The sequence below is a fragment of the Actinoallomurus acaciae genome (assembly GCF_042429965.1).
GTDB classification, from domain to species: domain Bacteria; phylum Actinomycetota; class Actinomycetes; order Streptosporangiales; family Streptosporangiaceae; genus Actinoallomurus; species Actinoallomurus acaciae.
In genome coordinates this window covers 773-14,332 of sequence record NZ_JBHLZP010000205.1, presented here as the reverse complement: position 1 = coordinate 14,332, position 13,560 = coordinate 773, and the positions used below count along the sequence as shown (strand labels likewise).

Below are 13,560 nucleotides of genomic sequence, written 5' to 3'. Positions count from 1 at the left end.
CGCCGGGTGGTCGTCACCGGAGGCGCCAACGGCATCGGCGCCGTCGTCGTCCGGCGCTTCGCCGCGATGGGCGCGCGCGGCACCGTGCTCGACCTGCCGTCCGCGCTGCCGGCCGACCTGCCCCCGGGCTGGCACGCGGCAGCGGTCGACGTTCGCGAAGAGGACTCCGTGCGTACGGCGCTGGCCGAGTCGGCGGCCCTGCTGGAGGGGATCGACGGGGTCGTCGCGGCGGCCGGCGTCGTCCCGTCGTGGCAGCGCCTCGCGGACCTGGACCTCGCGGACTTCGACCGGGTGCTCGCGATCAACGCACGCGGCGTCGCCGCCACGATCAAGCATGCGGCTCCCCTGCTCGGCACCGGCTCGGCCGTCACGGTCGTGGCGTCGCTGAACTCCTGGCGGGGAGACCCGAACATCACCTCGTACGCGGCCGGCAAGCACGCGGTGCTCGGCGTCGTGCGGTCCGCGGCGCTCGCACTCGGGCCGGACGGGGTACGGGTCAACGCCGTGGCGCCGGGCCCGATCGCCACCGACGCCCTGCGCTCCCGCATGGCGAGCCGCCGGGAGACCACCGGCCTGGACGTGGACGAGGCGCTCGACCAGGCCGCGCGGGCGACCGCCCTCCGGGCGGTCGCCGCCGCGGCGGAGGTCGCGGACACGATCGCGTTCCTCACCAGCGACCTGTCGTCGGGCGTCACCGGACAGATGATCAACGTCGACGGCGGAATCCAGTAGGAGACACGTGTACCTCGCCCAGAACGCGCTCGCCGGCCGCACCGTACTGCTGACCGGGGCCAGCAGCGGCATCGGCGCGGCGACCGCACGGGAGCTCGCGGCCGCCGACGCCAACGTCATCGCGCAGTACCGCACCCTTCGCGACGGCGCCGAACGGGCGGTCGAGGCGCTGCCGGACGACCGGAGGCTGCTGCTCCAGGCCGACCTCGGCACACCGGCCGGCGCGCGCGGCCTCTGGCGCTCGGCGCTCGCCTGGCACCACGACGTCGACGTCGTGGTGCTCAACGCGGCGGTGATCCCCGACACCCCGTTCGACGGGCCGGACGAGCTGTGGGACGCCGGTTGGCAGGACGCCCTCCAGGTGAACGTCATCGGCGCGGGCGCCCTGATGCGCGAGGCGGCCCGGCACTTCGTCGCGCGCGGGTCCGGCACCATCATCGTCCTGTCGAGCTGGGCCGCCGAACAGGGCTCCCGCATTCTCGACGTCTCCTCCTACGCGGCGTCCAAGGCGGCGATCCGCAACCTGGCCCAGACGTTCGCGCGCAACTTCGCGCGGCAGGGCCTCCGGGTGCACATCGTGGCGCCGGGGGTCGTCGACACCGGGATGTCCGTCGCCGGAAAGGACGAACCGGCCCGGCGCGCGACCGCCGACGGACTGGCGATGGGACGGCTGGTCGAGGCCGGCGAGGTCGCCTCTCTTGTCGCTTTTCTCGCCACCGGCGAATGCCCTAGTCTCACGGGGGCCACATTGGACATCAACGGTGCCTCCTACATCAGATGACCACTCTGTGGTCCGCCGCTCGGCCCATTCCCACTCCGGAGGTCATCTCGTGGTTCGTGGCGCACCGTCCGACGACCTGGACAACGGTGGCGAGGACGAGCGCTCCCGCGACTTCGTCCGCTCGCTCGAACGCGGCCTGGCGATCATTCGCGTGTTCAACGCCGACCGGCCGTCGATGACCGTCTCGGAGATCGCCCACGAGGCGGGCCTCACCCGCGCCGCCGTACGCCGCTTCCTGCTGACGCTGTCCGAACTGGGCTACGTCCACACCAGGAACAACCGCTACGAGCTGACGCCCCAGGTCCTCGAGCTCGGCTACTCCTACCTGTCCGCGCTGTCCTTCCCCGACATCGCGCTGCCGACCCTGGAGAAGCTGGTCGCCCAGACGTCGGAGGCCAGCGAGGGGTCGATCCTCGACCGGGGCGACGTCGTCTACGTCGTACGCGTGCCCGGTCCGGCGCTGATGACGATCTCGGTGAACGTCGGGGCCCGCCGCCCCGCGCACTCGACCGCGATGGGCCGCGTGCTGCTGGCCAACCTGCCGGCGCCCGAGCTGGAGCACTACCTCGGCACGTACGAGCTGACGCCCTCCACGCCCCGGACCATCACCGACCACAAGGAGTTCCGCGCCGAGCTCCGCAAGGTGCGCGAGGAGGGGTACGCCCTGGTCAACCAGGAGCTGGAAGAGGGCCTCGTCGCCGTCGCCGTGCCCGTACGGGACCGGATGGGACGGGCCCGCGCGGCGATCAACCTGTCCACCCACATCGGACGCAAGTCGGTGGAGGAGATGCGGGCGCTGGTCCCGGTCGTGCAGGAGGCCGCCGCCGAGATCGAACTCGGCCTGAGCCATTCGCTCAACTGGGCCGACTGACCCACCGCGCGGGGCTGTCCCGTACGACCATCTCGGAGATCACCGGCGACCTGATCGGCCGGGGCGCGATCACGATCGTCGGGACCGAACGGCTCTGCGTCGGCGAGGGCGTGCGCTACGGGGCGCTCCATCGCGATCGGCGTGCCCGGATGGGGACCGATCCCCGGCGGACGGCGTCGCCGAGCGTTTCGGCGCCCCCGTGACCGTGGACGACAACGTGCGTTTCGCCGGGCTCGCCGAGGCGCTCCGCTCACCGGCCGACTCCGTAGCGAACCTCATCTTCCGTCGTCGGCGGTCGGCTCGTGCGCGGGTCGGGCGGCTTCGCCGGGGAGTTCGGCCACGTCACCGTGGCGGGCAGGGGCGGCGAGCGATTCCGGTGCGGCAGACGCGGATGCGTCGAGCCTCGGTCCCGGCCGTCCTCGCCCGTCGCCGTTCACTCGGTGCGCACGTCGAGACGCTGGACGACCTCCGCGCGGCGGAGCCGGCCGTCGACAGGGTGCTGCGCTGGCCGACGGCCGCGCCGCGATGACCCTCGACCCCAGCGAGATCGTGCTCGGCGACGAGATCATCCACATCGCGCCGGTGCTGGACGCGCTGGCGGAGAGCGGCCGCTGGCACACCCGACCGCCAGCTGCACACCGGCGCGGGCGAGCCTGCTCGCCGGTCAGGCGCCCTTCCGCCACGAGCTCCCGGCGAGCCACGCGCGCAACGTCGGCCACATCGAGGACCTTCTCGCGAGCGCTCCGCGCCACGGGTGACATCTGCGGCCTGATCGGCAAGTGGCATGCAGGCCGCGGAATTCGGCTTCGATGCTCCCGACCTGCCCGGCTGGCACTATCCGGTCGAGCAGGAGGACCACCTCGGCCACCCGGATCGGAACGGGCTGCCGCCGTGGAAGATCGACGACCGCGTTCGCGGCACGCTGCCCAACGGCGGGCCGGGCGACCTGCTCACCGCCCGACTCCGCCGGCCCACGGAGGCGACGTTCGAGCACTACCTCGCCACCCGGACGATCGAGTCGCTCGACCATCCCCGAATTCAGAATCGGTGTGGAGAATTCATTGTTATGGGTTGAATCGAGTGATCAAATCGAGTGATCGGGGTACGTGCCGGCGTTGTCGATGAGGTGACTCAATGACAGGACGCTTACCCCGGGCGGCCGCGCCGTGCCTCGACCAGCGCAGCCGAGGTCGCATGCCGCCACTCGGAGCGATCGCCCGTGGCCTCCGCCGCCGCCGGCGGCTCCTGCGACCCGGCTCGCCGTCCCCCAGTGACGAGCACAGGAGTCGCGTATGCCCCTCGATGATCGGTTGCACGACGACGCACAAGCCCTCGCCCCGGACCTGGTGCGGCTCAGGCACCGGCTGCACGAGCATCCCGAGATCGGGCTCGATCTTCCCCTCACCCAGCAGAGCGTGCTGGAGGCGATCGACGGGCTCGGCTTGGAGATCACCACCGGTTCGCGCCTGTCCTCGGTGACCGCCGTGCTGCGCGGCGGCCGCCCCGGCCCGGCCGTGCTCCTCCGCGGCGACATGGACGCCCTCCCGGTGACCGAGGTGGCCGAGGTCGGCTACGCCAGCAGGATCCCCGGCGCCATGCACGCCTGCGGCCACGACCTGCACACCGCGATGCTCGTGGGAGCGGCGCGGCTGCTCGCCGCGCACCGCGCCGACCTCTCCGGCGACGTGGTCTTCATGTTCCAGCCGGGTGAGGAGGGATGGGACGGCGCGGGCGCGATGATCGAGGAGGGGGTCCTCGACACAGCGGGCCCGCGAGTCTCCTCGGCGTACGGGATGCACGTGATGTCGTCTCGCATCCCGCGCGGGACGTTCGCCACCCGGCCCGGCCCGCTCATGGCGGCGAGCGACGCCCTCTTCGTCACCGTCCGCGGTGTCGGCGGACACGGCTCGGCGCCGCATCTCGGCCGTGACCCGGTGACCGGAGCCGCCGAGATGGTGACCGCCCTGCAGACGCTGGTGACGCGCCGCTTCGACGTCTTCGACCCGGTCGTCATCACCGTCGGTTCCCTGCACGCCGGGACCCGGTACAACATCATTCCCGACGAGGCCACCTTCGAGGCCACCATCCGTACGTTCTCGGCAGCCGCGCGGGAGCGGATCCGCGAGGAGGCGCCCGCCCTGTGCCGCCAGGTCGGCGCCGCGTACGGCCTGGGGGTGGACGTCCGCTACAAGGACGAGTACCCGGTCACCGTCAACGACGCCCGGCACGCGGAGTTCGCGGCGGGCGTCGTCGGCGACGTCTTCGGCGACCGGCGCTACGCGCACATGCCGAACCCGATCACCGGTGCCGAGGACTTCTCCCGTGTGCTCGACTCCGTCCCCGGGTGCTACCTCTTCCTCGGCGCGCACACCGGTGACCGGTGCGACGGGCCCGACAACCACAGCCCGCGCGCGGCGTTCGACGACGCCGTGCTGCCCGACGGCGCCCTCCTCCACGCCCAGCTGGCGATTCGCGCACTGCGGCGGGACGCGTCGGAACCCTCGTGAGCGCAACCCTCCAGGGAAGGAGCCCCATGCGCGTAAAGCTGATCCTGCTCGGCGTGGTCGTCGTGGCACTGGTCGCGACGGTCTGGCTGCCCTTCGTCAACACCGCCTCCCTGTGGCTCGGCCTGCCCTCGATCATGGTCTGGACGGCCGCCTGGGTTCTCGGCCTCACCCTGGTCCTGGCCCTCATCGAGTTCACCCGCCCGGACGAGAACGAGACCGGGGAGGACTCATGACCACGACCCTGGTCGTCACGCTCGTCGGCATCGTCTCGATCGCCGTCCTCGGCTTCGTCGGCCGCCGCAGCACCGGCGACCTGTCCGAATGGACGGTGGCCGGTCGTGGCTTCGGCGCCATGACGATGTGGTTCCTCCAGGCCGGAGAGGTCTTCACGACGTTCACGTTCCTCGGCATGGCCGGCCTGGCCTTCACCGGTGGAGCCGCCGCCCTGTACGCGCTGCCGTACGTTCCGCTCGCGTACGCCGGCCTGTACTTCCTCGGCCCGGTCATCTGGCGGCGGGCGCGTGACCGCGGTCACCTCACCCAGGCCGACTTCCTCACCGACCACTACGGCTCGCGGCTGTTCGGGCGGCTCGCCGCGCTGTGCGGCGTGGTCTTCCTGATCCCCTATCTCCAGCTGCAGATCACCGGCCTCGGCCTGGCCGTCCAGCTGGCCACCGGCGACAAGACCTCGAGCGATGTCAGCATGGTCATCGCGTTCGTGCTCGTGGTGGCGTTCGTCCTCTGGGCGGGCATCCGCGGCGTCGCGACGACCTCGTACTTCAAGGACGCCCTGATGCTCGTCGTGCTGCTGGTCCTCCTGGTCACCATCCCGGCGCACTTCGCCGGCGGCATCGGCCCGACGTTCGACAAGATCCTGGCCGCCCACCCGGACATGCTCAAGGTGCACGCGGGTGAGAACGACACCGCCTGGTTCTTCAGCAGCATGGTGTCCTCGACCATCGGCGTCCTGTTCATGACGCTCCCCCACCAGTGGCCGGCGCTGCTCTCGGCGAGGTCGCCCAAGGCCGTACGCCGCAACTATGTGTTCCTGCCGGTGTACTCGATCGCCCTGGCACTCCCGATGATCATCGGATTCACCGGAATCCTCGCCTTGCCGAAGAGCTCCGGCAGCAACGGCGTGCTGCTGACGCTCGCCGGCCAGGCGTTCCCCGGCTGGTTCGTCGGCGTCGTGGTGGTGGCGACGGCCGCGACCGCGATGGTGCCGGCGGCCGGCCTCATCGTCGGGATGTCCACGCTGATCGCCCGTAATCTCGTCGGTACCCGAAGCGCCCGCAGCCAGATCGCGGTGAACCAGGCGTCGGTCGTCGTCGTCACCGGCTTCGCGCTGATCACCGCACTCGTACGCCCGGATCTCCTGGCCAACCTGCTACTGCTGACCTACTCGGGCCTCAACCAGCTGATCCCGGCGATCGTCCTGGCGCTGTTCGCACGCAAGATCGTGGGCCTGTGGCCGGTGCTCGCCGGACTGCTGGTCGGCGAGGCGGTCGTGATCTGGCTGACCTTCAGCGACGTCTACCAGGGCCACGTCAACGTGGGACTGATCGGACTCGTACCGAACGTCATCGTGGTCGCCGCCGGCGCGGCACTGGAACGCACACTCGGCGGCAGGTCGGCCGAACTCTCACACGAGGCCCCGGGGCGCGCCTAGAACGTGTCCTCAAAGTGGGCTGTGTTGGTTTGGTCTTGGTTTGTGGTGCGTAGGCATGAGCTGAGTGATGAGCAGTGGCAGGTGATCGAGTCGTTGCTGCCCCCGTCGGGTGCTGCCGGTCGTCCGCGGGTGGATGACCGGCGGGTGATCAATGGAATGTCGTTCAAGGCCAAGACCGGTGTGGCATGGCGGGATCTGCCCGATCTGCGCCGCCGCGGCATCGCTGCGACCGTCCCTGAACGAGGCGACCAGCAGACCGGCCGCCTGCGCCGTGGCTCACGCAGCGGCCGGCCACCCGCCTCGAGGCAACGTGGTCGAACGCTGCTTCGCCCGCCTCAGGCAATACCGCGCCATCGCCACCCGGTTTGACAAGACCGCCCAGCCCTACCAAGGCATGATCGACCTGGCCACCCTGCTCATCTGGCTTTGAGGGCCTGTCTCAAAGTCCGGCTGCGCGGCGCCCAGGCGACGCCTTGCCGCGCTGGGTCGCCCCCACCCCACGAAGCCGTGCCGAACGGGGACCTTGAGACCGGCCCTAGCCCACGGAGCCGGTGCCTTCACGTCGGATCTCTGCCAGCGCGGGGCCGGGTCTCCCTGCAGGGTTGATGGCGGTGCCGCTGTCGGCGTGCCGGTCGGTGTCCAGCGGCGGTTCGGGCAAGACGGTATCCACGGGGGGCACGGTCTCATTGATGACGCGATCTGGCATGCGGGCCGAGCGCTCTCGCGCGAAGAGTCGTGGAACACCGGTGGAGCCGGGCCTGCCCCGGCGCGACGCCGCAGAGCCCTCTCCGCCGCCGGTCCGGCGGAATCGGCTCCTGGCGGTCCTGCTGGCCAGTCAGTTCATGGCGAACCTGGACACCGCCATCGCCAATATCGCCGCGCCGTCCCTGAAGGCCGACCTCGGCGCCTCCGGCGGGGAGAGCGGTCTCGTCGTCTCCGGCTATGTGGTCGCCTACGCGGTGCTGCTCGTGACGGGGGCCCGGCTGGGGGCGACGCACGGCCATCGGCGGATCCTCACCCTGGGGTTGTCCATCTTCACCGCGGCCTCGCTCGCCTGCGCCCTGGCGCCGGGGCCGCTGGTGTTGATCGTTGCCCGGGTCGTACAGGGTGCCGGAGCCGCCCTGATGGTCCCTCAGGTGCTCAGCGGTATCCAGCTGTACTTCACCGGCCGGTCGCGTGACACGGCGTTGGGCTGTTACGCGGTGGCGCTGTCCGCGGGCGCCGTGGCCGGACAGTGCCTCGGCGGCGTACTCATCGCGGCCGACATCCTCGGCACCGGCTGGCGTCCGATCTTCCTCATCAATGTCCCGGCCGGGCTGGTCCTCATCGCCGCCGCGACGCGTTTCGTCCCCGGCGATGCCCGGGCGCGTGAGGCGCGGGAACTCGACGTACGGGGAATGCTGGCTCTGTCGACGGCCGTCCTGCTGCTCATCGTGCCGCTGCTGCTCGGCACGGACGAGGGATGGCCGGCCTGGACGTGGGGGTGCCTCGGGGCGAGCGTGCCGATGTTCGCCGTGTTCTGGCACGGCCAGCGCCGTCGTTCCGCGCTGGGCGGGCGCCCGCTGATAGCCGGGGAAGTGGTCCGGAACCGGGCCGTGCGCTGGTCCCTGCTCGCGCACGGCGCCATCACCATGACCTACTTCGCGCTGCTGTTCGTCCTGGCGAACTATCTTCAGGACGGTCTGGGACACGGGCCGGCGTACGCGGGCCTGGCGATGGTCTCCTGGGTCACCGCGTTCGGCTTCGCAGGTCCCTTGCTGGCCCGGTTCCCGAGCAGGGGCAGAAAGACGGCACCCGTCCTGGGGTGCCTGATCCTGACCGCGGCCTACACCTCGCTCTGGGGCTGTCTCCTCGCCGGCCACCGCACCGGTCCGGTGCTGTTCGTGCTGCTCGGCGTGGGCGGGCTGGGGCTGGGAATCGGTTCCAACGCGCTCATCGGCGGGATGGCCTCCGCACTGCCCGGCCGCTACGCCACCGACCTTTCCGGCGTCATCAGCACCAATGCCCAGCTCTGCGGAGCCCTGGGCGTCGCGGCGCTCGGAGGCTGCTACCTGACGCTGGCCAAGAGCGGTTCCGCCCAGATCTCCGCACACGCGCTCACGGTCACGCTGTTCGCCTGCGCGGTGCTGTCGATGGCCGGCGCCGCAGCCGCCCACCGAGCCGTCTCGACCCCGCAGGCCGCCGCGCCGCTGTGACCTTGCCGCCCTCGGCCCCGCCCCGGCGTGGTGGCCGATGGGCCCATCACCGTACGGTGATCAACGAAATCTGCACGCCATGGCCCTTCCGCGCCGTCGCCGCCAGATACGACAAAAAAGAACGTGTCTACCAAGGCGCCATCGACGTCGGCTCAATCCGGATCTGGCTCCGCAACCCCATCACCTGATCCAGGAGACACGACCCAGGACTGCCCGGATACGGCCAGACATCTTGATTTGCATTTCACTCCAACATATTTCTGGCGTACAGCGCTGTCGGAAGGCCAGGGCCCTGCCCGGACCCGGCTGATCGGCCGGTCTGCACCGGTCGATACGGAGGGCGTTCACCAGTTCCTTTCCAGGATCGGCGGTCGCGTCGATCCGGCTCAGGTCGGCATGTGGACATCAATGGAGAAAGGAGACTGGTCATGCCCAGTCCCATCACCCGCGCGTCACTGCGCGGTCGCTCCGGCCGCCGGGTCCTGATCGGCGGGCTCGGCGCGCTGCTGCTGACGCTGCCGGGCCAGAGAACGGCCCACTCGATGCCGGCTCACGACAACGCCGGTACCCGCTGGACGGCGACATGGACGGCGAGCCCGACGGCGGCCGCCGCGACGGGGCTGTCGGCCACCGGGTTGAACGACCAGACGGTGCGGAACGTCGTCCACACGAGTGCCGGCGGATGGATGCTGCGGGTCCGGCTGACCAACCGCTATGGCGACCGTCCGGTGACCTTCGACGACGTGGCGGTGGGGATCGCCGACGGCGCCGCGCTCGGTCACGGCGTCCGGATCACGTTCGGCGGGCGGCCGGCGGTGACCATACCCGCCGGCGCCGACGTCGCCAGTGACGCCGTGCGCCTGGCGGTCGGCCCCCAGGAGAACCTGGCCGTCAGCCTGCACACCCCCGGCCCGACCGGACCGGCCAGCTGGCACAGCGCTGCCCACACCACGTCCTATGTCGCGGCGGGCGACCACGCGGGCGACCCGTCAGGTGACGCCTTCACGACGCAGGTGACGTCGTGGTACTTCCTGGACGGCGTCGACGTGCTCGCCTCACCGCGCAACGGGGCGGTCGTCGCGCTGGGCGACTCCATCACCGATGGCACGGGAACGGCCCTCGACAGCAACACGAGGTGGACCGATGACCTGGCCCGCCGGATCGACGACGCTCCGCCTGGACGCCGGGCGTCCGTCGTCAACGCGGGTATCGGCGGCAACGAGGTGACCCTCGACCGCCAGCCACCGTACTTCGGGGTCGCCGCGCTGCGCCGGCTCGACGCGGACGTCCTGGCCCAGCCCGGGGTATCGGCCGTCATCGTCTTCGAGGGGGTGAACGACCTGACCGCGAGCGCGGTGCCGGCGACGCAGCTGATCGCCGGACTGCGGCAGGTGGCCGACCGCGTCCACGCGGCGCGTCTGCCGGTGATCGGGGCGACGATCACCCCGTGCGGCGGCTACCCCGTGTGCGGCGCCCAGGTCGAAGAACAACGGCAGCTCGTCAACACCTGGATCCGAACGTCCGGCACGTTCGACACGGTGCTCGACTTCGACTCGGTCGTTCGGGACCCGGCGCAGACCGACGTCCTGCGGGCCGAGTTCGACAGCGGCGACCACCTGCACCCCAACGCCGCGGCCTATCAGGCGATGGCGGACACGATCGACCTGCGGACGTTGACACACCGCGTCGGCGCCGACTCCTGAGACCACGACGCTTCAGACCGGCTCCGGCACGACGTCACCGGCCAGGATCGCGGCACGGGCCACCGCGTCGGTCTGGAGCAGCATCGCGGCGTTCGACCGGGGGATCGCGCCGATCGCGGTTCCCCAGTGCACGGATTCGAGGGGAACGCCCAGCGCGAAACGGCGCGGGTGAGGGCGTCCGTCGGCGGCGACGACGTGGAACGGGCTCTCCGTGACCTCCAGACCGCCGGTCTCATAGGCCGGTCCCCCGGGCGTCGGGATGCGGTACGGGCGGCAGGCACCGGTCTCCCGCAGGTGCCGGAGCAGCGGATCGACGGTGCGGCGCAGGTCGGGCGATGGCAGGTGCGCCTCCAGGAAGGCCGGTGCCGTGACCGGCTCACCGCCGACCTGCGGCGAGGCCGCCCGGAAGGTCCTTCGCCCCGGATCGGCGGTCACGGTCATCCCCGGGCCGACGAACCTGACCAGCCCGGCGTCGGCCAGCGCCAGCAGTTCCTCGATCCGGCCGGCCGGTGGTCCGCTCGCCACGGAGGCGGCGAAACCGCGGAACCAGCCGTCCAGGTCGCGGCGGTGGGAGTCACCGGTCAGGCCGCCGTACGCCACCAGCCGGCGGACCCGGCCCCGGGTGGCTCCCAGCGCGGTCATCGCGATCTTGAGCGGACTCCGGCCCGCGCCCCGGGCCTGCGCCAGGTCGTCCCGCAGCCCGGCCAGCACGTGACGGTGCAGCGTCTCCCGGTCATCGAACGTGGCGCCGTCCAACGGGCGGTCCAGGGCCGAGAAGTCGAGCCGGGCCGCCGGATCCGGAAAGGCACGCTCAAGGAGCCGGGCCAGGGCCGGATCGGACCAGGACAGCGCGTCGAACCCGGCACGGACCTCGGCCGGGTCCAGCACGCACGCGCCGGGCCGCACCCGCGACAGGGCCTCGTAGTAGACGTACGCGGTCTCCTTCGCGATCAGCGGCCAGACGGCCCGGCGAAAGTCGACGCCGCCGGCCGAACGCAACCGGGCGACCGCCGCGTCATCGAAGTAGCGTGCCGGGAAGGTGGGCGGCATCGCGCCGTAGTCGCCCCGGGCCCGGTACGGCACGCCCCGTCGCGAGCCGGCGTACAGCACCGGTTCGCCGCCGGACGGCCGGTACCGCAGCCGGTCGCCGTCGCGGACGAACCGGCCGCCGCGTCCCACGGTGAACAGGGACATGTGGTCGAAGAAGTTCATGCCCAGCCCTCGGACCAGCAGCGGTGTGCCGGCCGGAACGGCCGCTGGATCCGCGTCGAGCGGGTTGGCCGGCGGACCGTAGAACAGGCCGTGCCGGGCGGCGAAGTCGGCGAGGACACGCTGTGCCGGGTCGAGCTCCCGGTCGGTGTGGCCGAGGGTCAGGACCACACTGTCGACGGTCAGGGGGCCGGAGCCGTCCTCCAGCGTGACGCGCTGGCGCCCGCCGGCCAGTTCGCTGATCGCGACGGCCCGGGTCCGGTGCCGCCGGACGCGGACCCGGCCGGATGAACGTGAGACGACCCGCTCGAAGACCCAGCCGAGGTACCGGCCGTGGAACCGGCGGCTCGGGTGCGACCACGGCCGCATCCGGACGGCCTCGGCGCGTACGGCGGGATCCGGGTCGTCCCGCGCGACGGCGCGCGCCCACTCGTACAGGCTGGGGCCGGGCACCACCGGGCCCGCGCAGCGCACGCTGTCGTCGGTGAACAGCGTCGCGTCCGCGCTGACGGTGTTCATCAGCAGGTCGCCGGGCTGGTCGGCCTGCCACACGTGTCCCCCGCCCGGCGGGTACGGGTCAACCAGATGCACGTCGAGCCGTTCGTGTGGCGCCAGCCGTGGCGCGTTCGCCGTGATGCGTTCCACCACCGACGTGCCGCGCGGGCCGCCGCCGACCACGCAGATCGCCGTGGTCATGGCCGGGCGCCCGCCGCCCCGTCCGGCGGAGTGCGCAGGAAGGTACGGGCGGCGGTGACGAGGGCCTCGACGCCGGTGGACAGGGTCGGCTCGATGGCGGGGGCGAAGAGCGGCGAGTGGTTGCCGGGCACCTCGCCGTCGGCGGGGTGGTCCGGGCCGGCGGCGCCGAGCCCCCAGAACACCGAGGGCACACCGGCGGCCGAGCCGAACAGCCCGAAGTCCTCACTGCCCATCATCGGCGCGAGATCGGCGACCCGCCCGGCGCCGAACCGGCCGGTGAACGCCTCGACGAGCCGCTCCGTGGCGGCGGGGTCGTTGTACGTGGCCGGGAAGGAGCTGAGAGTACGCAGCTCCGGCGGGCGGGGCACTCCCGTGGCGGCGGCCTCGGCCCGCACGACGCGCTCGACGGCGGCCAGCCCCCCGCGCATGACCTCCGGGGAGAACGCGCGGATGTTCAGCGTCATGGTGGCCTCGTCGGGGATGGTGTTCTCCGCGTGACCGGCGCGCAGCCGGGACACCGTGACCACCGCGCGCTCGGCCGGGGCCACCTCACGCGACACGATCGTCTGGAGCCGCATGACCACGGCCGCGGCCAGCACCACCGGATCGATGCCGCGCTCCGGCTGAGAACCGTGCGCCCCCTTGCCGTGCAGCCGTACCTCCAGGGTCTCGGTCGCGCCGAGCACCTGCCCGGGACAGTGCAGCAGCGTGCCCGCCGGATACGGGAAGACGTGCTGGCCCAGCGCGATGTCCGGCGCTCCGAAGCGCTCGTACAGGCCGTCTTCCAGCATGGCCCGCGCGCCGGCCGCGATCTCCTCGGCGGGCTGGAACACCGCGAGCACCGTGCCGCGCCAGTGCTCGCGCCCGGCCGCGAGCAGGTCCGCCGCGCCGGTCAGGCAGGCCACGTGCATGTCGTGCCCGCAGGCGTGCATCAGCGGCGTCCGCTCGCCGTGCGCGTCGTCGACGGTCGCCGTGCTGGCGTACGGAAGGCCGGTCCGCTCGGCCAGGGGCAGCGCGTCCATGTCCGCGCGCAGCAGCACGGTCGGCCCCTCTCCGCTGCGCAGGACGCCGGCGACGCCGGTGCCTCCGATACCGGTGGCGACCTCGAAACCGGCCCGGCGCAGCCGCGTGGCGGCGATCCCGGCCGTCCGTACCTCGCCGAACGGGGGCTCGGGGTTACGGTGCAGGTCGCGGTAC

At 72.0% G+C, this 13,560-nt stretch carries 12 protein-coding genes and 2 pseudogenes; 12 read left to right on the top strand and 2 right to left on the bottom strand.

What is annotated here, in order from left to right:
- The 12 genes and pseudogenes from ACFFNX_RS25285 to ACFFNX_RS25230 all read left to right on the top strand — a co-directional run.
- Positions 1 to 732 (top strand): SDR family NAD(P)-dependent oxidoreductase (locus tag ACFFNX_RS25285; RefSeq protein ID WP_378207112.1); only part of this gene is annotated, 732 nt, incomplete at its 5' end.
- Positions 733 to 739: 7 nt separating this feature from the next.
- On the top strand, positions 740 to 1,513 hold the full coding sequence (locus tag ACFFNX_RS25280; RefSeq protein ID WP_378207108.1) for an SDR family NAD(P)-dependent oxidoreductase: 774 nt from the start codon (positions 740 to 742) through the stop codon (positions 1,511 to 1,513).
- A 49-nt stretch (positions 1,514 to 1,562) separates the two neighbouring features.
- Positions 1,563 to 2,384, top strand: a complete 822-nt coding sequence (locus ACFFNX_RS25275; RefSeq protein WP_378207105.1) for an IclR family transcriptional regulator domain-containing protein — start codon at positions 1,563 to 1,565, stop codon at positions 2,382 to 2,384.
- A 296-nt stretch (positions 2,385 to 2,680) separates the two neighbouring features.
- Positions 2,681 to 3,142 (top strand): annotated as a pseudogene (locus ACFFNX_RS25270) (ROK family protein); the annotation flags it as partial.
- A gap of 26 nt (positions 3,143 to 3,168) precedes the next feature.
- A complete protein-coding gene (locus ACFFNX_RS25265) occupies positions 3,169 to 3,459 on the top strand; it encodes a hypothetical protein (RefSeq protein ID WP_378207102.1) in 291 nt (96 codons plus the stop codon).
- A 217-nt stretch (positions 3,460 to 3,676) separates the two neighbouring features.
- On the top strand, positions 3,677 to 4,891 hold the full coding sequence (locus tag ACFFNX_RS25260; protein WP_378207099.1) for a M20 metallopeptidase family protein: 1,215 nt from the start codon (positions 3,677 to 3,679) through the stop codon (positions 4,889 to 4,891).
- A gap of 26 nt (positions 4,892 to 4,917) precedes the next feature.
- On the top strand, positions 4,918 to 5,124 hold the full coding sequence (locus ACFFNX_RS25255) for a hypothetical protein (RefSeq protein ID WP_378207096.1): 207 nt from the start codon (positions 4,918 to 4,920) through the stop codon (positions 5,122 to 5,124).
- Positions 5,121 to 6,560: a sodium:solute symporter family protein gene (locus tag ACFFNX_RS25250; RefSeq protein ID WP_378207094.1), complete on the top strand. Its 1,440-nt coding sequence runs from the start codon at positions 5,121 to 5,123 to the stop codon at positions 6,558 to 6,560. The genes ACFFNX_RS25255 and ACFFNX_RS25250 overlap by 4 nt, the downstream gene beginning before the upstream one ends.
- A 24-nt stretch (positions 6,561 to 6,584) precedes the next feature.
- Positions 6,585 to 6,990, top strand: a pseudogene (locus tag ACFFNX_RS25245) (transposase).
- Positions 6,991 to 7,249: 259 nt separating this feature from the next.
- Positions 7,250 to 8,755, top strand: coding sequence for an MFS transporter (locus tag ACFFNX_RS25240; protein WP_378207091.1), 1,506 nt, complete (start codon positions 7,250 to 7,252; stop codon positions 8,753 to 8,755).
- A gap of 56 nt (positions 8,756 to 8,811) precedes the next feature.
- Positions 8,812 to 8,943, top strand: a complete 132-nt coding sequence (locus ACFFNX_RS25235; RefSeq protein WP_378207088.1) for a hypothetical protein — start codon at positions 8,812 to 8,814, stop codon at positions 8,941 to 8,943.
- Positions 8,944 to 9,183: 240 nt separating this feature from the next.
- Entirely contained in the window at positions 9,184 to 10,458 is a 1,275-nt protein-coding gene (locus ACFFNX_RS25230) for an SGNH/GDSL hydrolase family protein (protein WP_378207085.1), read from the top strand.
- Positions 10,459 to 10,470: 12 nt separating this feature from the next.
- On the opposite strand, the gene ACFFNX_RS25225 is transcribed toward ACFFNX_RS25230, so the two are convergent.
- Both ACFFNX_RS25225 and ACFFNX_RS25220 read right to left on the bottom strand, forming a co-directional pair.
- Entirely contained in the window at positions 10,471 to 12,363 is a 1,893-nt protein-coding gene (locus ACFFNX_RS25225) for an FAD/NAD(P)-binding protein (RefSeq protein WP_378207082.1), read from the bottom strand.
- Positions 12,360 to 13,560: amidohydrolase (locus ACFFNX_RS25220; RefSeq protein WP_378207079.1), on the bottom strand; the 1,201-nt coding region annotated here is incomplete at its 5' end. The genes ACFFNX_RS25220 and ACFFNX_RS25225, both read right to left, overlap by 4 nt.